The sequence below is a fragment of the Pseudarthrobacter siccitolerans genome (assembly GCF_030823375.1).
GTDB lineage: Bacteria > Actinomycetota > Actinomycetes > Actinomycetales > Micrococcaceae > Arthrobacter > Arthrobacter siccitolerans_A.
On the sequence record NZ_JAUSXB010000001.1, the window covers coordinates 3,495,460 to 3,518,770 of the forward strand.

The window sequence follows — 23,311 nt, forward strand, 5'->3', positions numbered from 1 at the left end:
AGCGGAGCCGGAGTCGGATTGAACCACAACGTGGTCCGCCCTGTTGAATGGACGCCGTGGACATACTTGCGGGAGTCAGCAGCGACTGGCTCAAAAACCTGACCTGGATCGTGGCACTGGCTTTCGCGGCGGTGGTGCTGCTGTTAAGGCGGTTTCGGCGTCCGGATCAGGCCCTGTTCGCCGGCGTCCACGTATTCATTGCCGGCAGCCTGGCAGCCGGCATCTACGTCCTCAACCATCTGGGCGAAGGCAGGTGGGGTGGGGACAAGGAAGCCAATCTCGATCCGCCGTCGCTCTCGGAAACGCCCATGGTGGGGCAGTTCCTGGCACCGCTGGACGGGACGCTCAGCGGTGTGGCCGACGTCGTCAACGAGTTCGTGGACTTCCGCGCCGCCTTTCCGGTGGCACTGGACTTTTTTGTTGCGGCCGGCTGGGCCCTTGCTGCCGCCGTTCCGGTGGGGCTGTGCGTCCTGATCGCCAACGCGTGGGAAACCAAACGCCGGAAGGCTGAACTTGCTGCCTCCAGGAAGGAGCTTGCCCAGCTGCGGGCTGAGCTCGAGGGCGTCAAGCAGCACATTGGTTATCGTTCCGGAGCTGACATTATCTGAGACGGATTCCCCCGAGGTGCCGGACTGCGGGTAGCATCTTTAGCTAGTAACGTGGCTCACAGTATCCAGCGCAGTGTACGAGCCAAGTCCGAAACCCTCGAAAGATAGCTTCCATGGCTCACACTGCCGCACATCCCGAATCAGACCTTGCCTCCGAACTGAGGGCAGACGTCCGCCGTGTCTCCACCCTCCTCGGCGAATCCCTGGTCCGCCAGCACGGACCTGAACTCCTGGACCTCGTGGAGCAGGTCCGCCTCCTCACCAAGGAATCCAAGGAAGCCGCCCGCGGCGGTGCCGATGCCACCGGCCCCTGGAGCGCGCACGACGTCGTAGCCCAGGTCCGCGAACTCCTCGGCTCCCTGCCCATCGAGCAAGCCACGGACCTGGTGCGTGCCTTCGCGTTCTACTTCCACCTCGCCAACGCCGCCGAGCAGGTCCACCGGGTGCGGGGCCTGCGGACCCGCGCGGAGAAGGATGGGTGGCTGGCCAAAACCGTCAACGAGATTGCCGCCCAGGCAGGGCCCGGCGTCCTCCAGGAGGTAGTCAACGGGCTTGATGTCCGGCCCATTTTCACTGCCCACCCCACTGAGGCCTCCCGCCGCTCCGTCCTGGACAAGATCCGCAAGCTTTCCGATGTGCTGGCCCAGCCCACGGCCGAAGGAACCACGGCCCGCCGCCGCCAGGACCGCCAGCTGGCGGAAATCATCGATCAGATGTGGCAGACGGATGAGCTCCGCCAGGTCCGGCCCACTCCCGTGGACGAGGCCCGCAACGCCATCTACTACCTGGGCGGCATCCTCACTGACGCGATGCCCGAGATGCTGGCGGAGTTCTCCGAACTGCTGGGCGAACACGGCGTCACCCTCGCGTCCAAGGAAGCCCCCATCCGCTTCGGATCCTGGATCGGCGGCGACCGCGATGGCAACCCCAACGTCACCGCGGCCGTGACGCGGGAAATCCTGCAGATCCAAAACCAGCACGCAGTCCGGATCAGCATAGCCATGATCGATGAGCTGATCTCCATCCTCTCCAACTCCACGGCGCTCGCGGGGGCGGACAAGCAACTGCTCGAGTCCATCGACGCGGACCTTGGGAAGCTGCCGGGCCTGGACCGGCGGGTACTGGAGCTGAACGCGCAGGAGCCCTACCGGCTGAAGCTCACCTGCATCAAGGCCAAGCTCATCAACACCGGCAAGCGGGTGGCGGCCAATTCAAACCACGAGCACGGCCGGGACTACAGCGGCACCGACGAACTCCTGGCGGACCTCGAACTGTTGGAACTCTCGCTCCGCAACCACTCGGCGTCGCTGGCTGCGGACGGTGCCCTGGCCCGGGTCCGCCGCGCCATCGCCTCCTTTGGCCTGCACCTGGCCACGCTGGACATCCGCGAACACGCCGACCACCACCACGATGCCGTGGGACAGCTCATGGACCGTATTGGTGGGCCCGGGCTCCGCTACGCCGAACTCAGCCGTGAGGAACGCTTCGAGGTTCTCGGCTCCGAACTCGCCTCACGCCGTCCGCTGTCCGGCCACCCGATCAAGCTCGACGGCGCAGCTGACGGCACGTACGACGTCTTCCGCGAGATCCGCCGCGCCCTGCGCGCCTATGGGCCGGACGTCATCGAGACCTACATCATTTCGATGACCCGCGGCGCGGACGACGTCCTCGCCGCCGCCGTCCTGGCCCGTGAAGCCGGCCTGGTGAACCTCTTCGGCGAAAAGCCCTACGCCAAGATCGGGTTCGCGCCGCTGCTGGAAACAGTCGAGGAACTTCGTGCCTCCGCGGAGATCGTGGACCAGTTGCTGTCCGATCCGTCCTACCGCGAACTGGTGCGGCTGCGCGGGGATGTCCAGGAGATCATGCTGGGCTACTCGGACTCCAACAAGGAATCCGGCGTGATGACCAGCCAGTGGGAAATCCACAAGACCCAGCGCAAGTTGCGGGACGTCGCCGCCAAGCACGGTGTGCGCGTGCGCCTGTTCCATGGGCGCGGTGGATCCGTAGGCCGGGGCGGTGGACCCACCTATGACGCCATCCTTGCCCAGCCCAACGGCGTCCTGGAAGGCGAAATCAAGTTCACCGAGCAGGGTGAAGTCATCTCGGACAAGTACTCGCTGCCCGAACTGGCCCGCGAAAACCTCGAACTGTCCCTCGCCGCGGTGCTCCAGGGTTCCGCCCTGCACCGGGATCCGCGGACCTCCGCAGACCAGCGCGAACGGTACGGGCACGTCATGGAAACCATCTCCGATGCCGCCTTTGACCAGTACCGGAAGCTGATCGATGATCCGGACCTGCCGGCCTACTTCCTGTCCTCCACCCCCGTGGAGCAGCTGGGCTCGCTGAACATCGGCTCCCGCCCCTCAAAGCGCCCGGATTCCGGGGCGGGGCTCGGCGGCCTGCGGGCCATCCCGTGGGTGTTCGGCTGGACCCAGTCCCGCCAGATCGTACCCGGCTGGTTCGGCGTCGGCTCCGGACTCAAGGCAGCCCGCGAAGCCGGCAACTCCGCCCAGCTGGTGGAGATGTGGGAGAACTGGCACTTCTTCCGCTCCGTGCTCTCCAACGTGGAAATGACGCTTGCCAAGACCGATATGGACATCGCCGGCTACTACGTGTCCACCCTGGTTCCGGAAGAGCTGCACCACATCTTCCGGGCCATCCGGGAGGAATACGAGCTGACCGTGGCCGAGGTCCAGAACCTGACGGGCGAGAGGCTGCTCCTGGACGCCCAGCCCACGCTGAAGCGCTCCCTCGAGATCCGCGACCAGTACCTGGACCCCATCAGCTACCTGCAGGTGGAACTCCTCCGCCGTGTGCGTGCGGAAGCTGCGAACAAGGCCGACACCATCAGCGGCGGCGAAATCGACGAGCGCCTCCAGCGGGCCATGTTGATCACCGTCAATGGCGTGGCGGCAGGCCTCCGCAACACCGGGTAACGGCCAACCCTCTCTCACTTGATGCTGGTTTTCCCTTAACGCTCTCTCGCTCACGAGAGAGCGTTACGGCTTTCCCCGCATTAAGTGAGAGAGCGTTTGGATAGGGTTGAAGGCATGCCATCGTTCCAGACCCGCCTGAAGATCACCGGCCTGCGTCCCGGCAACCCGCCTGAAGCCGTGATGGACGCAGCGGTGGAGGCGTTGGGAACACGCCACCACGTGGAGGCGAACCAGTTGCAGCTGGCGGGCGGCGTGCCGCAGTTGAACCTGCGCTTCCTTGTCGAAGCCACTGAATACAGCGGCGAGAACCGGCAGGCGCTGGACTCGGCGGCCATGATGCGGGACGCCGTCGAACGCGTTGCGCTGACCGGCTCGCTGATGGTGCTGCGGCGCAGCCGCGGCCGCTGGACGCCTCTCTAGGTCCGCTATGCCAGGGGAGGCTCTGGCTCCTCTACCGGGGAGCGGTTGCCCCGGCGGCGCGTGACGATAATTCCGACGACGACGCCGATCACCAGCCCCAGCGCCACCCCGATCAGCGAGCTGGCCCAGAACGGCAGGCGGGTGGCCGAGCCGGTGAAGTAGCCCAGGCCCACCAGCCAGCACGCCCAGAGGAGTGCCCCGAGCCCGGCGCACAGGCTGAAGCCTCGGACCGAAACGTTGGCGATGCCTGCGGCAGCCGAGGTGGCCAGCCGTCCACCGGGGATGAACCTGGCCCCGATGATGGCGCCGTAAGTGGAAGAGCGTCCTGCCTTGGCGAGTGCCGCGTGAATTCCGGTATGGATGCGCCGGCCCCACTGCCAGCGGTCAAGAACGTGGCTCAGCCGCCGCCGGAACAGCTGGAACACCACCATGTCGCCGAGCCAGGAGGCCAGGGCGGACAGGGCGGCCACCAGGAACACGTTGGCGCGGCCGTCCGCGGACAGTGCCCCGCCGGTGATCACCACCATCTCGGACGGGATGGGCGGAAAGATGGCGTCGCCCAGCACGACGGGGATGATCCAGAAATAGATGGCCGTCCCCCAGCTGTCAGCGCTGCCGAAGTCCATTGCCACAAGGTACCGCACATTCGTCGTGCTGGAACCGGGGTCAGGAGCCGGCGGCCTCGCTGAGCTCCAGCCGGCTGCGGTACTCCACCGGTTTTCCGGAGATCGGATCCAGAAACCGGATGCCGCGGGCGAGAAGCTGCAGGGGTTTGCTGTAGTCGTCCGGAGCCTTGTCCAGCAGGTCGGGGTAGAAGGCGTCGTTGATGATGCCCAGCCCCAGCGAGGCCATGTGCACCCGCAGTTGGTGCGTCTTGCCGGTGTGCGGTTCCAGCCGGTACAGCGCGCGGCGGGTATTGTTACTCGACACGGCAACGGCGGCGCTTGCGGCACCCGGCGCCGTGCCGCCGTCGAACGCTTCCAGCTGCTCAATCCGCGTCTCCGCGTTAGGTTCGCCGTCGATGACTTCGGCGAGCAGGTAGCTGCGCGACTTGGTCATCCGGTTTCGCACCACCACGGGAAATTCGACGGCGGGATACCCCTCGGCGGGCTCGGCTGCGGACACGCACTCGTATTCCTTCTGGACCTGGCGTTTCTCAAAAAGCACCTGGTACCTGCCGCGGGTTGACGGGTTGGTGGAGAACAGGAGCACCCCTGCCGTCATCCTGTCCAGCCGGTGCATGGGAATCAGGTCCGGCAGGTTCAACTGGTTCCGCAGGCGCACGAGCGCAGATTCCTGGATGTAGGTCCCGCCGGGGGTGGTAGGCAGGAAGTGCGGCTTGTCCACCACCAGCAGGTGCTCGTCCTGATGCAGGATGCCCAGCTCCACGGGGATCCGGGTCTCCGGCGGCAGGGTGCGGTAGTACCAGATAAAGGTATGGTCGGCCAGGGGAGTGGCCCGGTCCAAGGGAACGCCGCCCTCGCCAACGATCTCGCCGGCGTCGAACCTGTCCTCGATGCCCTGCGGATCGATGTGCCCCCAGCGGTGCATCATGTAGTCCATTGCGGTGTCCCACGGCCCCTCGCCGGGAAGGCGCAGGCGGGTGGCATTCACGCCGTCGCGGACGGGAAGGGGGGATTGCATCACCGGACAATTCTACGTGGCCCTGTTGCAGGACCGCCGCGACCGCCTCCCAACCGATCACAAAAAAGTTCTTGACAATAAAAGTTGTCGGCAAGAGACTTGAAGCATGTTGGAGATAGCAGTCATCGAGGACCCCGCGGCGGCCGAAGCTTCCCTGGATCCTGTCCGTACGCGCATCCTGCATGAACTGTCCCGCCCGGGGTCGGCCACGCAGGTCGCCGTGAAGGTGGGGCTGCCCCGGCAGAAAGTCAACTACCACCTCAAGGCGCTTGAGCGGCACGGCCTCGTGGAGCTGGTGGAGGAGCGGCGCAAGGGCAATGTAACTGAGCGGGTGCTCCAGGCCACTGCGGCGTCCTACCTGATCTCGCCGCAGGCCCTTTCCGCGGTATCGCCGGATCCGCACCGCTTTTCGGACCGTTTCTCGGCTTTTTGGCTGCTGGCACTTGCCGGCCGGATGGTCCAGGAGATGGGCAGGCTGATCGCGGGGGCTGCCGCGGCCCGGCAAAAGCTGGCCACGTTCGCCATCGACGGCGAGATCACCTTCCGGAGCGCCGCCGACCGCGCCGCCTTTGCGGAGGAACTGGGCGTGGCGGTCACACGGCTCGTGGACAAGTATCACGATGGCGGCACCCGGCCCGGAGCCTCCGGCGGCAGGGCGCACCGGCTGGTGGTGGCGCTGCACCCTGTCCTCAAGACAACCGTCCTCAAGACAACCAGGGAGAACCCGGAAAGCCCGGCAATCCCCAAAGCAAAGGAGCAGGACAATGACTGATAAGCGCGAATTCGAGATTGTCTACGACGCCGAACTGCCCGGCACGCCGGAGCGGGTGTGGGAGGCAGTGACTGCAGGCACGCCCGCCTGGATGTTCCCCACCGACCAGTGGCCCGCGGTCAGGACGGTCGAGGAATACCCCAACCACCTCGTTTCCAGGATGGACGGCCCGGACGGCTGGTTCAACCAGCTCGAGCACGTCCTGGAGCCGCTCGACGGTGGCCGCGCCCGCCTGCACTACGTACACAGCGGCATCTTCGCGGACAACTGGGACGAGCAGTACGACGGCGCCTCCCGCCACACAGAATTCTATCTCCACACGCTGGGCCAGTACCTGCAGTACTTCGATGGCCGCCCCGTGGTCTTCACGGACATCCAGGCGCCCCCGGCTTCGCAGACTGCCGACGGCTTTGTTCAGCTGCGACGTGCACTGGGCGTTGAGCCCGCCGGACAGGGGTCGCAGGTGAAACTGGAGCTCGACGGCGTGGGCCGGCTCAGCGGGGAAGTGGACTTCTCCAACGAACACTTCCTGGGGATCCGCACCTCCGATGCGCTGTACCGGTTCTTCGGGCGCAACGCCTTTGGTGCGCCGGTGGGAATGACCGTTCACGATTTCAGCGGGGCCGGGGATCCGGAAACCACCGGCAAGGCGTGGGGCAACTTCCTGGAAAAGGTGTACGCCTAAGGCGCCCTGAACGGGCAGCGACGCACAAAACACAGATCGACCCGCACAATACCTGGCGCGACGGATGTATCAGCCACGTCAGGTATTTTGCGTGCAGCAGGGGAATAGGCGCGCCGAAGAGGGGGGGGCGTCAGGCAGCCCAGCCGCGCGCCACGGCGTCCAGGGCCGAGGTGTAGGCTGCGGCCCAGTCCGCGTCCGGCGGGCCCACCTCCGCCAGCTCCAGGCTCACCAGGCCGTGCACCTGGCCCCAGATTGCGAAGGCGACCTTTTCCACGGGTTCAGCCCGCAGGGCCCCCGCCGCCTGGGCGGAAGCCACCGCCTCCATCAGCGGTTCCATGGCACCGGCGGCAACTTCGGCACTCGGCTGGCAATCCACGTAAGCGGCCAGTGCACCGCCGAACATCAGCCGGTAGAGAGCGCGGTGCTCCAGCGCCCACGTCCGGTAGGCCACTCCGAGGCCCTGCAGCCCAGCCGGCGCCGCGGCCACCTGCGAGTCCCGGAAAGACCGGAACCCGTCGTCCACCACGGCGGTGAGGAGTTGGGACTTCCCGCCAAACAGTGAATAGACGGCGGTGGTGGACGTCCCCGCGGCCGACGCAACATCCCGCAGCGTCACCCTGGCCGGCCCTTCCCGGTTCACCAGCTCGGCGGTGACCGCCAGCAGTTCCTGCCGCAGGGAATCGTTATGGATCACGGGTCTTGCCATGGGTCCCATTGTTTCATAACCTTGTTTCGTAACCCCGTTATGAAACGAGGTTATGAAACTCAATTGCCTGAACTCAAGGAGCTTCCCATGGTGCAAAGTGTCTTTCCGGGCCGGTTCACCGCCGATCCCGGCCGGGAATCAGTGACGGTCTTCCTGATCGGCATGCGCGCCAACCGGTGGTGGAAGCTGGGAACCGTCGGCAAGGTGGCGAGCGCCATGCCGCGAATGCTCCAGCAGCTGGCGGGGGACCCGGCGTCGGGAATGCTGGGGTACGAGCAGTGGTTCGGCCAGACCACCATGCTGCTCAGCTACTGGGAAAGCCCGGAGCACCTGCGAAAATTCGCCGTGGACCGGGAGTCCCCCCACCTGGAGCCCTGGCGGCGGTTTATGAAGGAGACTGCAGGCAGCGGTGACGTGGGCGTGTGGCATGAGACCTACCAGGCGCCTGCCGCAGGAATCGAAGTAATCTACAACGGGATGCCGCTCTTTGGGCTGGCCAAGGCCACTGCCCATGTTCCGGTGGGAGCCGGGACCAATACCGCGAAGCAGCGGATGGCCCGCCCCGGCCGGCAGTCTCCCGTCAGGCAATAGCCACGGCAGGTGCGTTCTTGAGGGTCCGCCGGAGCTGAGGGGCTGCATCCAGGCGGTCCTGGGCTGACCTCAGGGCCAGGACGGCCGTTTCCAGTTTTTCCGGCGGCAGCGTGAACGGCACTCGGAGATAGCGCTCGAAGGCGCCGCCAATGCCGAACCGCGGCCCTGCCGCCAGCCTGATCCCAAAGTCGGGAGCGATCACTGTCAGGGCGGTGCTGATGGGAGCCTGAAGCCTGCACCATGCGGACAAACCACCGGAAGGGTAGAGCGTTTCCCACTCCGGCAGGTGCCCGGCGAGGAGATCCAGCAGGGCTTTCCGGTTATCCCTGAGTGCGGCGAGCCTGGCGGGCAGCGGTTCGTCCATGGCCCGGACCAGATGGGCAGCGGCCAGTTGTTCCATCACCGGCCCGCCCAGATCCAGGGAGGTCCGCGCCGCCGCAAACTGCTGGATCAGGTCCTGCGAGGCCCGGATCCACCCCGTGCGCAAGCCGCCCCAATGGGACTTGCTGAGCGAGCCGATGGTGACTACCGCCGAACTGAAGGCCGCCACTGGCGTGGTGCCGACGCCGTCGAGGTTCAGCTCCCGCAGGGTTTCGTCCACCACCAGCGTGGTCCCGGCGGCCGCAGCTGCACGAACAAGCTGGCGGCGTTCAGGGTCCGCCATGAGCTGGCCCGTGGGGTTGTGGAAGTCCGGCACCAGATACGCCAGCCTGGGCCGCTGCTGCGCCAGCGCGGTCTGCAGCCCGTGCATGTCCCAGGTGATCGTGGGGCGGCCGCCTGATTTACCGGCCGGGGCTGAAAAGGCCACAGGGACGGCGCGGCAACCGGCTGCGCGGACGGCGTCCAGGGCGTTCGGGTAGCTGGGGTGTTCCACCAGCACCCGGTCCTGCCGGCTGGTGAGGGCGCGAAGGACGATGTTCAGAGCGTGCTGCGCGCCGGACGTCACCAGGACCTGGTCCGCAGTTGTAGGTACACCGGCCGCTGTGTACCGTGCCGCCACCGCTTCGCGCAGGGGGAGCAGGCCCATGGCGTCGTACCCGAAGCCCGGGAGCAGGGCCGGAAGCTCGGTCAGGGCCGCGGCGAACGCCCGGTGCACCAGTTCGCCGCTGGCCGGCAGGGACGAATACGCGAGGTCGATCAGTCCCGCCGGTGCTGCCAATCCGGGTGCGGCGAGTCCAGGCGCCAGGCCTGCCGCCGCGAGTCCCGGACTGCCAGGGCCGGAACCATCAGGCAACGGGCGGCCAAGTGCCGTGGTGCCTGCCGCCGTCGTGCGTGGAATCCTGGTCCGGCTCCTGCTGCCCTGTCCGCTGCTGAGGAATCCCTGGTCGCGGAGCAGGCCGTAGGCCGCCGTGACCGTGGTCCGGCTGACGGCCAGGGTATCGGCGAGGGCGCGCTCGCTCGGGAGCGCAGTGTCCAGCGCTACTCTCCCGTCCAGGACGAGCAGGCGCACGACGTCGGCCAGCTCGCGGTAGGCGGGCGAGGCGCCGAGGTTCCACGTGCCCAGGAGGCGGGCAAGGGCTGAGGCGGTAAGGGAAGCCATCAGGCCAGTATTTCAAACTGGCTATATATTTCAAGGCCAGTTCTTCGGCAGACTTGGGAGCATGTTGCCCCGCAGACTCCTCCAGCTCTTTATCGGCCTCGCCATGTACGGCACTTCCCTCGCGATGTTCATCCGCGCCGGGCTCGGCCTGGACCCGTGGGATGTTTTCCACCAGGGCGTGGCCGGCAGGACCGGGCTTAGCATCGGCGTGGTGGTCATCATCGTCAGCTTCCTGGTGCTGCTGCTGTGGATTCCACTGCGCCAGCGGCCCGGGTTCGGCACGCTGTGCAACGCTGTGCTGGTGGGCGTCTTCGCGGACATCGGCCTTGCCCTGATCCCGGTCTTCTCCCACTTGGGTGGCCGGATCGGCATGCTCGCAGGCGCCGTCCTGCTCAACGGGATTGCCTCCGCCTGCTACATCGGCGCGCGGTTCGGTCCCGGCGCCCGCGACGGATTGATGACCGGGCTGGCACGGCGCACCGGCTGGTCCGTCCGTTTGTCCCGGACCTTGATTGAGGTTGTTGTCCTGGCCGTCGGCTGGTTCCTGGGCGGCTCGGTGGGAGTGGGGACGGTGGTCTATGCCCTCGCTATTGGACCCCTGGTCCAGCTGTTGCTGCCGGTGTTCATGGTGCCCGCAGCCCTGCCCGAACCTGATCAGCACGACCATCAGGATGCCGGCACCAGCGTCCGGGGCTGATACTGCTATGACAGAAGTGGCTGGCAGCGCGGGCAGAAGTAGATGTCCCGTTCTTCCTCGCCGTTGGGTTTACCGAGGGCGCCGCGCTGTATTGGGGTTCCGCACTTGAGGCAGGCCCGGTGCTCCCGGCCGTAAACCCAGTAGCCCGGCCGCCCTGCCATCCTCCCGACCGGCATTCCTTTGGGATTGAGGATGGTGACACGGCGGCCGGAACCGAGGTTGACCTCAAGCAGCTGCTTCGCGTCGGTCATCATGGTGCGGACATCCTCCACGGCGGACACGGGTGTGGCCGGATGCACGCCGGACAGGAAACAGGTTTCACAGCGGTAGATGTTGCCGATCCCGGCGAGGTTGCGCTGGTCCAAAAGTGCCACCCCGATGGGGACGTCCGGAGCCGCCCGGACCCGAAGTTCTGCCTCGTCCAGGTCCCAGTCCGGACCCAGCAGGTCCGGGCCCAGAAACCCCACGATGGAGTCCTCCTCTGACGTGGCCACCACTTCCACAACCCCAAGGGAGAAGCCGACGGCGTCCGCCACGGGGGTGCGCAGCACGCACCGGGCCGTGAACCCGGGTTTACGCCACCTGCCACCGGGCGGATAGACCTGCCAGGCGCCCTCCATCTTGAGGTGCGAGTGGATGGTGAGTTTCTTGTCCTCCGGGCTTACCACCCGCATCAGCAGGTGCTTGCCGCGGGGCACCACTTCGGCCACGGTCCATCCCGCCAGGTTCAGCGTGGCGAAGCGGGGAACACGAAAGTCCGAGGCAATCAGCTTCTGCCCTGCCAGTGCCTGGTGCAGCTGGTTGGCTGCGCGCCAGACCGAATCGCCCTCAGGCACGGACCCTCAGCCCCTTGGGGGTGGAGTAGGCGCCGGCCGCGCTGAGGGCGGCAGCAACCGGCGTATCCAGGATCCCGTGCCCGTTCACTTTCTCCATGATCAGCTTGTCCACGGCGCCGCGGGTCACCACACCTACCAGCGCGGAACCGGCCGCGGCCAGGACGGCGTCGTCGTCGCTGAAGGCCAGCAGGGTTTTGCCGCCCCGTTCCACGTAGAGGACCAGCGCACCATCCACCAGCACCACGAGGGCCCCGGCCTTGCGCCCGGGGCGGTGCCCGGTTCCGGCGTCGTCGTGCTGGGCGGGCCAGGGGAGGGCCGCACCATAGGGGTTGGCGGGATCGGTGGCAGCCAGGGCGAGGGCAACGGGTTCGGGCTTGGCGAGCTGGCTGTCCTCCGAATACGAACGCAGGCGGTCTACCGTTGCCGGGACGGCGAACTGAGCCGCGCCCAGGTGTTCGATGAAGTAGCCGCGGCGGCAGCGGCCGGCTTCCTCCAGCCGGGCCAGGACTTTGTACATCAGGCCGAATCCGCCGAGGATCTGTTCCGCCATCACTGAACCGCGGGTTACCACGCCGTAGCGGTCCAGCAGGAGCTCTGCGGTGGCGCGCGCGTGGATGGTGGGGTCCAGCTCGGGCTGCGGAAGCGCGGACCAGCGGCCTGCCGCCATAGGCGGTGTGGCCACTGCAGCTGAGGACGAGCCGTAGCGGCCACTGCCCAGGCCTGCCGAACCCATCAGCCCCGTCCCATGGGAGCGGCCCAGCCGGCTCAGGCGAGGGGCACGGGCGCGCGGAGCGCGGGCAACCTGCCGGTGTGCGGTATGTCCGCCGGCGATCAGGGCCCGGACCGGCGCGAAGGTGTCACCGGTGATGCGGCCGGCCCATGCCAGGTCCCACAGGGCGGTAACAACTTCCTGGTCGTTAAGGACGGAGTCCATCCCCCCGGCGACGTCCGTCAGCTGCCGGAAGAAGTAGCCGCCGCCGTTGTTGCGCAGGTGTTCCAGGAGCCGCAACTGGGCGTCCCCTGGTTCGTAGCCGATGGCCGGGTTCAGGGTCAGCTCCGCCGAATCGGCCAGGTGCAGGCTGATCCACCCGTCGTTTCCGGGCAAGGCGCCTGCTCCGGACCAGAGAACCTCGCCGGCGGCCATGAGTTCGTCGAGCATGGCGGGCTGATAGTTGGACACCCGGCTGGCCAGGACCAGGGGCTCCCAGGCTGAGGCGGGAACGGGAACTCCGGAGAGCTGGTCGATGGCAGTGACGATGCCGTCCAGCCCGCGGAGCGCCGGTTGCCCGCGGCCGCCGCCGGGAGTCCGGACGTGCTGCCATGCAGGCAGGAACCGGCCGTAGGCGGACCCGTCCACCGGTTCCACCTCGGCACGCAAGGCCGCCAAAGACCGCCGCCGCAGCTTGCGGAGCACCTCGGCATCACACCACTCACTAATGCTGGTGTGATGGTGTGCTTCGGGGCGTTGTGGATCAGCGCCGTGTATTTCTGAGCCCGGGGTTTCAGTGCTTTGGGTATCAGCGCCGTGTATTTCTGAGCCCGGGGTTTCAGTGCTTTGGGTATCAGCCGTTGGTGCAACAGGCTGACCTGTTTCAGCGGGCGCTTCAGGTGCCGGTGCATGCAGTGCCGGTATTTCGGGTGCCGGTGAATCGCCCGCATGGGGCCGGAACTCGCCTTCCACCACCCGGCCGTCCGCTGCCAGGCGTTTCAGGGCAGTCGTTACCACGGCCACGCCCAGGCCCAAGCGGGCTGCCGCTTCGGCCGCCGTGAAAGGTCCGTGGGTCCGTGCGTAACGGGATACAAGGTCGCCCAAAGGATCCGCCACGGGCTCGATGAACGCGAGCGGAACCCCCATGGGCAGGGGCACCCCGATGGCATCCCGAAGCCGGGCGGCGTCCTCAACCGCGGCGAACCGTTCCACGCCGGCGATGTTGACCTTGATGGCGCGGTTGGCGCGCTGCAGGGCAAGCAAGTGGGCGGTGGCTGATTCAGTACTGGCGTGGGCGGTATCGGCTTGCCGGGGGTCGGCCTCAGGTTCAGCGGGCCAGGTTTCGACGGGCTCAACCACCGAGGGCTGGGTTTGGGCGGGCTCAACCACCGGGGGCTGGGTTTGGGCAGGCTTGGTTTCGCCAGGCTCAATCGCCGGTTCCAGCCGGGCGGCTGCTTCCGCCGGCGCCAATGGGCCAAGGAGGCGCAGCAGGTCGGCGACGCCCTCGAGCCCGCGCGCACGGCGGTCCGGCGCCAGGCGCTGCAACTCCCGCTCAGTGGCCTCGATGACTTTGGCGTCCAACAGCTCCCGCAGTTCGACGCGGCCCAGCAGTTCGTTCAGGAGCGTGGAATCCAGGGCCAGGGCAGCAGCCCGCCGCTCCGCGAGCGGTGAATCACCCTCGTAAAGGAACTGGGCGACATATCCGAACAGGAGCGACTTGGCGAAGGGCGAGGGCTGCGAGGTGGTGGTCTGGACAATCCGTAGCTCGCGCCGCTCCACGGACGCTGCGATGTCCTTCAGCGCGGGAAGGTCGTAGACGTCCTGCAGGCATTCCCGAACTGTCTCCAGCACGATGGGGAACGTGGGGTACTTCCTGGCGACATCCAGCAGCTGGGCGGACCGCTGCCGCTGCTGCCACAACGGCTGCCGCTTGCCAGGGGTCTGCCGCGGCAGCAGCAGGGCCCGCGCCGCGCATTCACGGAAGCGCGAGGCGAAGAGCGCGCTGCCGCCCACTTCCGCGGTGACAATCTGCTCCAGCTCCTCCGGATCAAACAGGAACAGTTCGGCGCCGGGCGGCTCGTCCTCCATCATGGGCACCCGCAGCACGATCCCGTCGTCGGCGGCCATGGCGGAGCCGTTCAGGCCGTACCGCTGGTGCAGCCGCTGGCCCACGGCGAGCGCCCACGGAGCGTGCACGGGCATCCCGAAGGGGCTGTGCAGGATCACCCGCCAGTCGCCCAGTTCGTCGTGGAACCGTTCCACCACCAGGGTGGTGTCGTTGGGGACCACCTCGGTGGCCTGTTTCTGTTCGCTGAGGTATTGGATGAGGTTGTTGGCCGCGAAGTCGTCCAGGCCGCTGGCCTTGCAGCGCTCGGTGGCGGGGCTGACGTCGGACGCTGACAGTTCGCGGACGAACGCGCCCAGGGCGCGGCCCAGGTCCACCGGCCGGCCGAGGGAATCGCCCTTCCAGAAGGGCAGCTTTCCAGGCTGGCCGAACGCGGGGGAAACGAGTACGCGGTCGTGCGTAATGTCCTCGATTTTCCAGCTCGTGGCACCGAGGGCGAAGATGTCGCCGACACGGGATTCGTACACCATCTCCTCGTCCAGCTCGCCCACCCGGCGGCCGCCCTTGGGCGCAGGCGCGGGCTTGCCGTCCGTGGAAGGGGACGAGGTCCCCTCCCCCTCGGTGCCGATAATGTAGACGCCGAAAAGCCCGCGGTCCGGGATGGTGCCGCCGGAAGTGACGGCCAGGCGCTGGGCTCCCGGCCTGCCTTCGATGGTGCCTGCGTTGCGGTCCCAGATGATCCTGGGGCGCAGCTCGGCAAACTCGTCAGACGGATAGCGGCCGGCCAGCAGGTCAAGCGTGGCCTCGAACGCCGACCGGGGGAGGGACGCGAACGGGGCTGAACGCCGGATGGTGGCGAACCATTCCTCAACTTCTATGCTGCCCAGAGCCGTGGCGGCCACGGTCTGCTGGGCGAGGATGTCCAGGGGATTGGCTGGAATGCTGAGGCGCTCGATTTTTCCCGCCAGCATACGTTCCACAGTGATGGCCGTGTGGACCAGGTCTGCGCGGTGCTTCGGGAAGAGGAAACCTTGGGAAACTTCGCCCACCTGGTGCCCGGCACGGCCCACACGCTGCAGGCCGCTGGCCACCGATGGGGGCGATTCCACCTGCACCACCAGGTCCACCGCACCCATGTCGATGCCGAGTTCCAGTGACGAGGTGGCCACAACGCACCGCAGCCGGCCGGACTTCAGGTCGTCCTCAATCAGGGCCCGCTGGTCTTTGGAGACGGAGCCGTGGTGTGCGCGCGCCAGCACCGAATCCGCCCCGGCCGAGCTTCCCGCCTGCGCCATCAGGTGCGCGGGAGTAGCCGTGGACGCGGGAACGCCGGGTGCTGCCTGCTGCGGCGCGGGATCGTCCCAGCCGCCGCCCGCCGCCACCAGTTGCCGTTCGGCGTAGATCTCGTTGAGCCGCGCGGTGAGCCGTTCGGACAGGCGGCGGGAGTTGGCAAAAACAATGGTGGACTGGTTGGCCAGCACCAGGTCCACGATTTTTTCCTCCACATGCGGCCAGATGGACGCCTGGGGCTGCAGCCCGGACGCGGGACCGGAATCGAAGGCGCCGGCGGCGCCCTGGAGGTCTGACATATCTTCAACGGGGACGGAGACGGTAAGGTCCCAGTTCTTCTTCGCGGGCGGCGCAACGATTTCCACCGGCGCGGTCCCGGCAAGGAATTGGGCTACCAGTTCCCTGGGTTCAACGGTGGCGGAGAGTCCGATCCGCTGTGCCGGTGCGGGCAGGAGCGCATCCAGCCGCTCCAGCGAGACGGCGAGGTGGGCGCCGCGCTTGGTCCCGGCTACGGCATGGACCTCATCGATAATGATGGTGTCCACCTCGGTGAGGGTTTCGCGGGCGCGGGAGGTGAGCATCAGGAACAGCGATTCCGGTGTTGTGATCAGGATGTCCGGCGGGGTGCTCAGCAGCGCGCGGCGATCTGCTGCGGTGGTGTCACCGGACCGTACGCCCACCGTAATTAAGGGTGCGGGAAGCCCGAGCCGCTTGGCGGTCTGGGTGATGCCGATGAGCGGCGAGCGCAGGTTCCGCTCCACGTCCACGCCCAGTGCTTTCAAGGGGGAGATGTACAGGACGCGGGTTTTCCGTTTGGGGGCCCCGGGACGCCTTCCTTTCGCGGGTGCCTCCGGCTCCGGGACGGCAGGGATGGGGATTTCCGGCGAGGCGGATCCTGCTGCCAGCAGCCGGTCCAAAGCCCAGAGGAACGCCGCCAGGGTTTTGCCCGAGCCGGTGGGGGCAACCACCAGCGCATGCGAGCCCGAAGAGATGGCCTGCCATGCACCGTACTGGGCAGGAGTCGGCTCTGAAAAGGCGCCGAGGAACCACTCGCGGGTGGGCCTGCTGAACTGCCCCATGGGCGTGGAGACTGAGGTCCCGCCCGGCGTCGAGCCCTGTTCCTGCTGCATGCCTCCATCATGCCCTAACCCACTGACAGCCCACCCGGCTTCCGGCCGGCCCTGACACCGGGCTGGCGTGCGCGGCTGCTCAACCCTTCCCTGCGGCGGGGAGGTTCCTGGTGGCCGGCCCCTCAAGGAGCTTTCCTTCGTTGCTGAAGCGGGAGCCGTGGAGCGGGCAGTCCCAGGTCTGTTCGCTGTCGTTCCAGTGCACGATCCCGCCCAGGTGCGTGCAGACGGCGGACAGCTTGCAGGTGGTTCCGTCCACGGTGGAGACGGCAACCGGACGGGTGCCCTCACGGTATACCTGCCCTTGGCCGTCCTCCGGGACCACGGGGGCGGGCGGTGCCGGCAACTGGTCTTTGTCCTTTTTCAGGACCTTGGCACCCTCGGTTTTCAGCCCTTCGGCAGCGAGCTGCCCCCAGCCGGAAGCCAGCTTGGCCGCCACCCCGGCATTGAGGGAAATGGCTGAGAAAGCGCCGGCCGGGGACGTGACACGGTGGTGGATGGTGTCAGCCCACGGCACATGCCCGCCCAGGATGTCCGCAGCAATTCCCAAAGAAGCGGCGACGGCGTTGGTCATGCCCCACTTGTTGTACCCTGTGCCGAAGTAGACGTGGCCCTTGCCCCGGGGCAGCTTGCCAAAGAAGGGCATCAGATTGACTGCCATGTAATCCTGCGCGGACCAGGTGTGGGTCACCTGCGAGCCGGGGTACTGCTGGCCGGCCCAGTCGAGGAGGCTCCCAAGGTGGTGTTTTTCGGACCTCGCCCGGCCCACGTGGTGGCCGTGGCCGCCCACCAGCAGCAGCCTGCGGCCGTCCGTCTCGTAGTCCCGCAGGGAATGCGTGGGCTGTTCCACTGAGATGTACATTCCCGGGGGCGGGGCCTGGTCCTCCTGCAGCTGCAGTGCGGCCGCGTAGGAGCGGCTCGGCTTCAGCTTGGCGAAGTACATCCCGCGGTCCAGCACGGGGATGCCGGTGGCCAGCACCACTTCGTTTGCGGTGACGGTGCCGCGGTCCGTGTGGACCGTGGCAGGGCGGCCGCCGGTGACATCCTGCAACCGGACCCCGCCCACCACGGAACCGCCACGGCTGCGGATGTCGGCCACGAGGGTGTCCAGCACGTCGACAGGATGGATCTGCGCCTGGTCCGCGAGGCGTACGGCCCCGTGGACAGGGAACGGCAGGCCGGCGTCGCGCACGTATTCCACGTCCAGCCCGGCGGTGGAGGCGGCGCTGACTTCCTCGCGCAGTTTCTCGGTGCCCTGCGCGGAAGCCGCATACGTATAGGCATCCCGGACCTGGTAGGGGACGTTGTGCTCGTCGAGGTACCGCAGGAGCCAGGCCTGGCCTTCCCGGTTGCCGTCCACGTATGCCTGGACCTGCTTCTGCGAGTACTGGCCGGACAGCCGGGACAGGAAAGTCCCCTGCAGCAGCGTCAGTTTGGCGGTGGTGTTCCCGGTAGTCACCGCGCCGGGGAACCGTGCCTCCAGCACCAGGACGTTCTGCCCGGAACGGGCCAGCAGGAGCGCGGTCACCAGGCCGGTGAGCCCGGCCCCCGCCACTACGGTGTCGTAAGTGCCTCCGGGCTCGAAGGGGTCAGAAGTGAATGCTTCCCGGCCGTCCAACCAAATCGACGTCATCCCAGTTCAGCCTGCCTTTGGTCCGGGCCCTGGCGGGCCGTTTTGTGATGTGTCTGTTATCGGCATGATCTATGCGTGGCATATTTGCTAAGTATACTTATGATGTCGGTGTTTAAGTCGATGGTTCAGGCGCAACCCGGCAGCCATGATGTGAACGTAAACGACAACAGGAGTAATCATGACGAGCATGAGTTCGGACGGTCGCACCGCAGGCCGTACCAACATCCAAAAAGCAACCCTTGCAGTGGGCGCAGTGTTCCTCCTGGTGGGCGTCCTCGGGTTCATCCCGGGCATCACCAGCAATTATGAAACCTTGGGATTCGCCGGCCACGATTCTGACGCTTTGCTCCTGGGCATCTTCCAGGTGTCCATACTTCACAACATCGTCCACCTGCTCTTTGGCGTAGCCGGCATCGCCCTGGCCCGCAACGCTGCACAGTCGAGGAACTACCTGGTGGTGGGTGGCGCCATCTACCTCGTCCTCTGGCTCTACGGCCTGCTGATCGGCCATGACACGCCGGCAAACTTCGTCCCGGTGAACACTGCGGACAACTGGCTGCACTTCGTCCTGGGCGTGGGCATGATCGGCCTGGGCCTGGCACTGTCCCGCGGCACCGCACGTGCCGGCCGTGCCACCACGGCTCATTAGTAAGACAGCCCACCAGTTCACCAACCGCCCGAAGGGCGGAATTAAGCTGCAGGCGGCCCGGCACTTGCCGGACCGCCTGCAGCTGTCTTTACTCACGAACGTTGTTCCGGAACCTTAAGCCGGCTGGAAAGCCCCAATGGCCAGCAGCGTAATCTCCGCGTTGCTGCAGGCCTTGGTGGGCTGGGGCAGGAACAGCGATGCTGTGTCCTCCGGCGGGTAAATCCGGTAGCCGGCGGCGTCCACCATGGCGCAGTCGGGATAGTTTCCGGCCTGCGTGTAGCGCAGGACGGCCGTGCCCGCCTGGCCGGGTGCCAGCAAAACATCGGCAGGCGCGGTGGTTTCGTCGCGGGTGGCCGGCGCGCCAATGGGGGCCCCGGCAGCATCGGCGGCCAGGGATACGCCGGCGAAACCCCGGAGGACACACGGTTCGGAACCGGTGTTGGTGAGGTTGAGCTTCATGTAGACGCTGCCTGCGGCCCCGCCGCCGGACGCATCGGTGGCCGCGGAGAGGCTGGCTGCCTTGCAGAGTCCCGGTCCTGCCGGGGGAGCGGTCGCCGGGGCAGTTGCCGACGGCGGTGCGGACTGGGCCGGCGACGCGGATGTTGCGCCGGGGCTGGCGGAACTGGTGCCCGGCGGCGTCGTCGTCGATGATTGCGGCTGGCTGGGGCCGCACCCGCTAAGCAGCAGTGCGGCGGCCGCGGCCGTCGTCGTGATGGCAAGCCCGTGTGAAATTCGCTGAGACCTCATGGCACCACCTTCGCGGCAGTGGTGGGCCGCGTCAACGATGCGGCGAGGTGGCGCGCCGATTTGATGCCCGGATCGTGATGATCCGGGCATCAAGGCCCTTCCCTACCGGGCTGCCTCCGCCGAAGGCTTGCGGCGTGCGCTGCTGCGGAAGTACGCCGCACCTCCGAGCGCCAGGCCGCCGATGCCGGCTGCCAGGCCCGCCCAGCTGCGGGCGTCCGCCCCGCTGTCCGTCACCGCAGCCTGTTCGGTGGACGGGGAGGGGTTGGAGTGAGAGGTTGCAGCGGTGTCCCCGTGTCCGGTGCCGGCTGCCCCGGTGACGGTGATCGAGGGCGCCGGAGCTTTCAGGGAGTGCGGGTCCTGGCCGTCCTTGGCGATTTCCGACCAGTCCGTCTGCCCGGTTTCGCAGCTCTGGAGGGTGGGGAAGTACAGCGTGCTGCCGGCCGCGTCCGGGAGCTTCACGGAGAGCACCAGGGCATCGCGGAGTTCGTGGGCCAGGGGCGCCTTGGCGGTGTAGACGATCTGGCTGGTCCGTTTTGTGATGGACGTGCCGTCAGCCAGTTTCCTGGGCTCGGCGAGCTGTTCGGTGACCTTCTCCACGCTCCAGCTGGGATTGACAGTGGGCTGGGCATCGTTGAGTTCCTGCGGCAGCGTGATGGCCACTTTGGTGGTGCCTGAGGTGTCGCAGCCGTGCGGAATCGCGAAGGTCAGCAGGGCGTACGAGTTGGCATCGGTCTTGTCCGGCGTCACACCGACATGTGCCGAAGCCCCGCCCGCAACGGCGAGCAGCAGGGCTGCAGCGCCTGCGGTGGCGGCGCTTGTTTGCAGGGTACGGCGAAGTGCTGGGTTGTTCATGGCGTTGCCTTTCCGGTGCGCCCCCGGAAGTCGAACGGGCGCGCAAAAGTATGGGGTGCCGCCGCCGGCGTGCGGGGCGGTTTCTAGCGGGAAATTACGACGGCGGAAGGCGGGCCGCGCCGGCTGTCCTGCCTGAGGTTCCGCCAGGGACGCCGCGGGGCAGCGGTGGCGGGAAAGGAGGCGAAAACCGGCGGGACAGCGTCGGGCGCCACGGCGCCGGGGAGGGCAGCCAGCGGCCGCAGCCAGGCGGCAAGTGTCCACAGGGCTGCTTCGCCCTTGGCCAGCAGGAGCGCGCAAGCCAGCGTTGCCAGGGCGTGCGCAGCCACCATCAGGGGCAGGGTTGTACCTTCCGCGGCGTGGACGTGGACCACCGCCGAAGCCAGCACGTCAGCCCCGGCCCGATGTCCGGGATGAAGTACGGCCGCAGCTGGATTTATGGTGCCGGGGGAACCGAAGGCCGTAAACAGCTCGTGCAGCGCCAGTTGCCCGCCGCCCAGCAGGGCGGCCATGGCCCGGAACCCGAGCCGCCGGCGGGTGGCGGCAGTACTGCCGAGGGCGGTCAGTGCCAGGACTGCCAGCAGGATGGCGGGGGCGGGCAGTTCCCCGCCGCCGGCAAGGTGGGCACCGGAGGCGAGCGCCAGGATGACGGTGGCCACGGCGGACGCGCGGAGGAGGTGGAAGGGCACGCGTGGACGCTGCGTTTGCACGGATCCTCCCTCCCGGTTCCGAATCCGGGCGCGGGCAGGCGGCGCCCGGTCAGATACCGTTCAGATTCTACCGGTGATCACCGGTCAGGTCAGGCTCCGGCCAGCAGTTCGGCCAGCACGTCTGCCGCGGTGCCGTGCCGGAGCAGCGGCGCCGACTGGCCGGCCCACAGGGACATCAGGTCCGTGTTCCCGAGGGCGGCAGCCTGCGGACGGAACCGTCCCGTCAGCCAGTTCTGTACCGGAAACGGGGCCACCGTGCCGGCTTCTTCGAGCGCGCCAATGATCCGGTTGGGAATGCCGCGGGCCAACCGGCCGCTGAGGGTGCGGGTCAGCACTGTATGGGCAGCAGCGGGGCTGCGGAGCACGTCACGGTAAGCGGGCACAGCGGCGGATTCTTGCGTGGCAAGGAATGCCGTCCCCACCTGGACAGCATCGGCGCCGAGTGCCCTGGCGGCAGTGAAACCGCGGCGGTCCGCGATTCCGCCGGCGGCGATGACGGGGATGGAAACGGCGTCGGCCACCTGGGGGACAAGCGCGAACGTACCTATCAGCGACTCCTCCGCGGGCTTCAGGAAGGACACCCGGTGGCCGCCGGACTCTAGGCCGCTGGCCACCACCGCGTCAACACCGCCAGCCTCCAGCGCCACTGCTTCGGCAACGGTGGTGGCGGTGCCGGCTACCTTGATGCCGCGGCTGTGGGCTTCCTCCACAACATCCGCCGCAGGCACACCGAAGACAAAGCTGACGACGGCGGGACGTGCCTCCAGCACCGCTTCCACCTGTTCGCCGTAGTCCGGCATGTACCGGGCCGGCATGTCGGGCAGGGGGATGCCCAGTTCCTCGAAGTACGGTTTCAGGGCGGCGGTGTATCTTTCGAAGTCTTCCTGTGGAACGGCGTTGGTTTCGGTGCCGTTGGGAACCCACAGATTCAGGGCAAACGGCTTACCCGTGGCCGCGCGGAGTTCGGCTGCCGTCTTTCGGATGGCGGCGCCGTCGTACCCGTAGAGACCGAAGGAACCCAGCCCGCCGCCGTCGCTCACTGCCGCGGTGAGTGCCACCGAGGAGACTCCGCCGAACGGGCCGAGGACCACGGGCGCTTCAAGGCCCAGGAGGTTCGTGAGCCGGTTGGAGCTGGCGAAAGGTTGATGTGTTGTCATGGCAGGCTCCTGGAGGTGTTACTGCTGGCGTGGACCCAGTCTTCCAGCCAGCGGCGCTGCGCCCAAGCCGGTTATGACCCTGCAGCCGCGAGGTCATACCCGTCAGAGATGTGGAAGAGGCGCCGGCCTCCCACAGGCGTACTGACCCACACCACCTCCCCGTCCGCAGTGCGGTCATCCACCAGTCCGGCATAGGCCGGCAGGCCGTTCCTGCTCAGTTCCACGGGTTCGCCCACCTGTACGTCTTCCCAGCGGCCCGGGCCTTTGACGCGATTCATCATCGAAGCCACGCTTTCTTTCTTTGGTTGCAGATCCTGCTGATCCGGCCGGTTGTGCCGGTCCCTCCATCAAACCGGCCGGGCGCAGCGCCCTTCAATGGAGGAGTGGCCACGCCCGTTGCCGGGACTTTGTGCACGGCTCCAACCCTTCGGCGTCCCGGTTGAGGAGGTGTACCCGGCGATCGGGGCGGGGCTAGACTGCTGGCGTAGATGTCGGCGACCCTGAGGAGTAGTTATGGAACACACCCGCAGCCAGCAGGAAAAGGCCGTTACCGCCGGTGACCTTGGCCGCAGCCACATTGGCCAGACCATCAGCTTCCAGCCGAACGAGTTCACCGTTGTCTTTGGCAAGATCGCTGGAATCGCACGGACGGAGGCCATGGTTTACCTGTCCCTGGACGGAGTGGGGAACGGCACCCACTTGAAGGATGAATACGACCTCCCGCTCACGCACGAGGTTTACCTGCCCGTGGATGTCCTCACCAACGCCGAATCCACCATCAAGGATCTGTTCGGCAAGGTCCAGGAGAACCTGCGCGGAACGGGCCACAAGGGCGAGGACCAGACGGACCGGCTCTAGCGGACCCAGACGAGGGAAGCCCCGGCGGCCAGCGCCGCCGGGGCTTCCCCACGTCCTGCCGATGACACCTTCGCGATCCACC

The 23,311-nt window shown here is 67.2% G+C and carries 21 protein-coding genes; 9 read left to right on the forward strand and 12 right to left on the reverse strand.

Annotated elements, in window-relative coordinates:
* Positions 1-47: 47 nt before the first annotated feature.
* The 3 genes from QFZ36_RS16355 to QFZ36_RS16365 all read left to right on the forward strand — a co-directional run bounded on the left by QFZ36_RS16355 (position 48) and on the right by QFZ36_RS16365 (position 3,964).
* Entirely contained in the window at positions 48-608 is a 561-nt protein-coding gene (locus tag QFZ36_RS16355; RefSeq protein ID WP_306638001.1) for a hypothetical protein, read from the forward strand.
* Positions 609-721: 113 nt separating this feature from the next.
* A complete protein-coding gene (ppc, locus tag QFZ36_RS16360; RefSeq protein ID WP_306638003.1) occupies positions 722-3,544 on the forward strand; it encodes a phosphoenolpyruvate carboxylase in 2,823 nt (940 codons plus the stop codon).
* A gap of 114 nt (positions 3,545-3,658) precedes the next feature.
* Positions 3,659-3,964, forward strand: a complete 306-nt coding sequence (locus tag QFZ36_RS16365; RefSeq protein ID WP_306638005.1) for a hypothetical protein — start codon at positions 3,659-3,661, stop codon at positions 3,962-3,964.
* A 5-nt stretch (positions 3,965-3,969) separates the two neighbouring features.
* On the opposite strand, the gene QFZ36_RS16370 is transcribed toward QFZ36_RS16365, so the two are convergent.
* A complete protein-coding gene (locus QFZ36_RS16370; RefSeq protein WP_306638006.1) occupies positions 3,970-4,590 on the reverse strand; it encodes a DedA family protein in 621 nt (206 codons plus the stop codon).
* Between the two features lie 40 nt (positions 4,591-4,630).
* Positions 4,631-5,608 (reverse strand): RluA family pseudouridine synthase, encoded by a 978-nt coding sequence (locus QFZ36_RS16375; protein ID WP_306639250.1) that lies wholly within the window; start codon positions 5,606-5,608, stop codon positions 4,631-4,633.
* Between the two features lie 106 nt (positions 5,609-5,714).
* On the opposite strand from QFZ36_RS16375, the gene QFZ36_RS16380 reads away from it, so the two are divergent.
* Together QFZ36_RS16380 and QFZ36_RS16385 are read left to right on the forward strand one after the other, a co-directional pair.
* Positions 5,715-6,380, forward strand: coding sequence for a winged helix-turn-helix domain-containing protein (locus tag QFZ36_RS16380; protein ID WP_306638007.1), 666 nt, complete (start codon positions 5,715-5,717; stop codon positions 6,378-6,380).
* The gene (locus QFZ36_RS16385; protein WP_306638009.1) at positions 6,373-7,065 is read left to right on the forward strand and encodes an SRPBCC family protein; all 693 of its coding nucleotides are present in this window, start codon (positions 6,373-6,375) and stop codon (positions 7,063-7,065) included. Before QFZ36_RS16380 ends, QFZ36_RS16385 begins: the two co-directional genes overlap by 8 nt.
* A 130-nt stretch (positions 7,066-7,195) precedes the next feature.
* On the opposite strand, the gene QFZ36_RS16390 is transcribed toward QFZ36_RS16385, so the two are convergent.
* On the reverse strand, positions 7,196-7,771 hold the full coding sequence (locus QFZ36_RS16390) for a TetR/AcrR family transcriptional regulator (RefSeq protein WP_306638011.1): 576 nt from the start codon (positions 7,769-7,771) through the stop codon (positions 7,196-7,198).
* 87 nt (positions 7,772-7,858) lie between these two features.
* Between QFZ36_RS16390 and QFZ36_RS16395 the strand changes: the two genes are divergently transcribed.
* Positions 7,859-8,362 carry a DUF4188 domain-containing protein gene (locus QFZ36_RS16395; protein WP_306638012.1) on the forward strand — a complete coding sequence of 168 codons (504 nt, stop codon included), beginning with the start codon at positions 7,859-7,861 and terminating at the stop codon, positions 8,360-8,362.
* Here QFZ36_RS16395 and yczR read toward each other — a convergent pair.
* Positions 8,352-9,902: a MocR-like transcription factor YczR gene (gene yczR, locus QFZ36_RS16400; RefSeq protein ID WP_373427051.1), complete on the reverse strand. Its 1,551-nt coding sequence runs from the start codon at positions 9,900-9,902 to the stop codon at positions 8,352-8,354. The two genes, QFZ36_RS16395 and yczR, sit on opposite strands and share 11 nt — an antisense overlap.
* Before the next feature lie 61 nt (positions 9,903-9,963).
* Between yczR and yczE the strand changes: the two genes are divergently transcribed.
* Entirely contained in the window at positions 9,964-10,599 is a 636-nt protein-coding gene (gene yczE / locus QFZ36_RS16405) for a membrane protein YczE (protein WP_306638013.1), read from the forward strand.
* 5 nt (positions 10,600-10,604) lie between these two features.
* Here yczE and QFZ36_RS16410 read toward each other — a convergent pair whose 3' ends face one another.
* The 3 genes from QFZ36_RS16410 to QFZ36_RS16420 all read right to left on the reverse strand — a co-directional run bounded on the left by QFZ36_RS16410 (position 10,605) and on the right by QFZ36_RS16420 (position 18,259).
* Positions 10,605-11,435 carry an Fpg/Nei family DNA glycosylase gene (locus QFZ36_RS16410; protein WP_306638014.1) on the reverse strand — a complete coding sequence of 277 codons (831 nt, stop codon included), beginning with the start codon at positions 11,433-11,435 and terminating at the stop codon, positions 10,605-10,607.
* Positions 11,428-16,629 (reverse strand): Lhr family ATP-dependent helicase, encoded by a 5,202-nt coding sequence (locus tag QFZ36_RS16415; RefSeq protein WP_306638015.1) that lies wholly within the window; start codon positions 16,627-16,629, stop codon positions 11,428-11,430. The genes QFZ36_RS16410 and QFZ36_RS16415 overlap by 8 nt, the downstream gene beginning before the upstream one ends.
* A gap of 79 nt (positions 16,630-16,708) precedes the next feature.
* Entirely contained in the window at positions 16,709-18,259 is a 1,551-nt protein-coding gene (locus tag QFZ36_RS16420; protein ID WP_306638016.1) for an FAD-dependent oxidoreductase, read from the reverse strand.
* A gap of 187 nt (positions 18,260-18,446) precedes the next feature.
* On the opposite strand from QFZ36_RS16420, the gene QFZ36_RS16425 reads away from it, so the two are divergent.
* Positions 18,447-18,908, forward strand: coding sequence for a DUF4383 domain-containing protein (locus tag QFZ36_RS16425; RefSeq protein ID WP_306638017.1), 462 nt, complete (start codon positions 18,447-18,449; stop codon positions 18,906-18,908).
* A 114-nt stretch (positions 18,909-19,022) separates the two neighbouring features.
* On the opposite strand, the gene QFZ36_RS16430 is transcribed toward QFZ36_RS16425, so the two are convergent.
* The 5 genes from QFZ36_RS16430 to QFZ36_RS16450 all read right to left on the reverse strand — a co-directional run bounded on the left by QFZ36_RS16430 (position 19,023) and on the right by QFZ36_RS16450 (position 22,652).
* Positions 19,023-19,655, reverse strand: coding sequence for a DUF4232 domain-containing protein (locus QFZ36_RS16430; protein ID WP_306638018.1), 633 nt, complete (start codon positions 19,653-19,655; stop codon positions 19,023-19,025).
* Between the two features lie 102 nt (positions 19,656-19,757).
* Complete coding sequence (locus QFZ36_RS16435) at positions 19,758-20,507, reverse strand: YcnI family copper-binding membrane protein (protein ID WP_306638019.1); 750 nt, start codon at positions 20,505-20,507, stop codon at positions 19,758-19,760.
* 83 nt (positions 20,508-20,590) lie between these two features.
* Complete coding sequence (locus tag QFZ36_RS16440; RefSeq protein ID WP_306638020.1) at positions 20,591-21,193, reverse strand: hypothetical protein; 603 nt, start codon at positions 21,191-21,193, stop codon at positions 20,591-20,593.
* A gap of 110 nt (positions 21,194-21,303) precedes the next feature.
* Entirely contained in the window at positions 21,304-22,371 is a 1,068-nt protein-coding gene (locus QFZ36_RS16445) for an NAD(P)H-dependent flavin oxidoreductase (RefSeq protein WP_306638021.1), read from the reverse strand.
* Positions 22,372-22,442: 71 nt separating this feature from the next.
* Positions 22,443-22,652, reverse strand: a complete 210-nt coding sequence (locus QFZ36_RS16450) for a hypothetical protein (RefSeq protein ID WP_306638022.1) — start codon at positions 22,650-22,652, stop codon at positions 22,443-22,445.
* Positions 22,653-22,884: 232 nt separating this feature from the next.
* Between QFZ36_RS16450 and QFZ36_RS16455 the strand changes: the two genes are divergently transcribed.
* The gene (locus tag QFZ36_RS16455; protein WP_306638023.1) at positions 22,885-23,229 is read left to right on the forward strand and encodes a hypothetical protein; all 345 of its coding nucleotides are present in this window, start codon (positions 22,885-22,887) and stop codon (positions 23,227-23,229) included.
* The last annotated feature ends 82 nt before the right edge of the window (positions 23,230-23,311 follow it).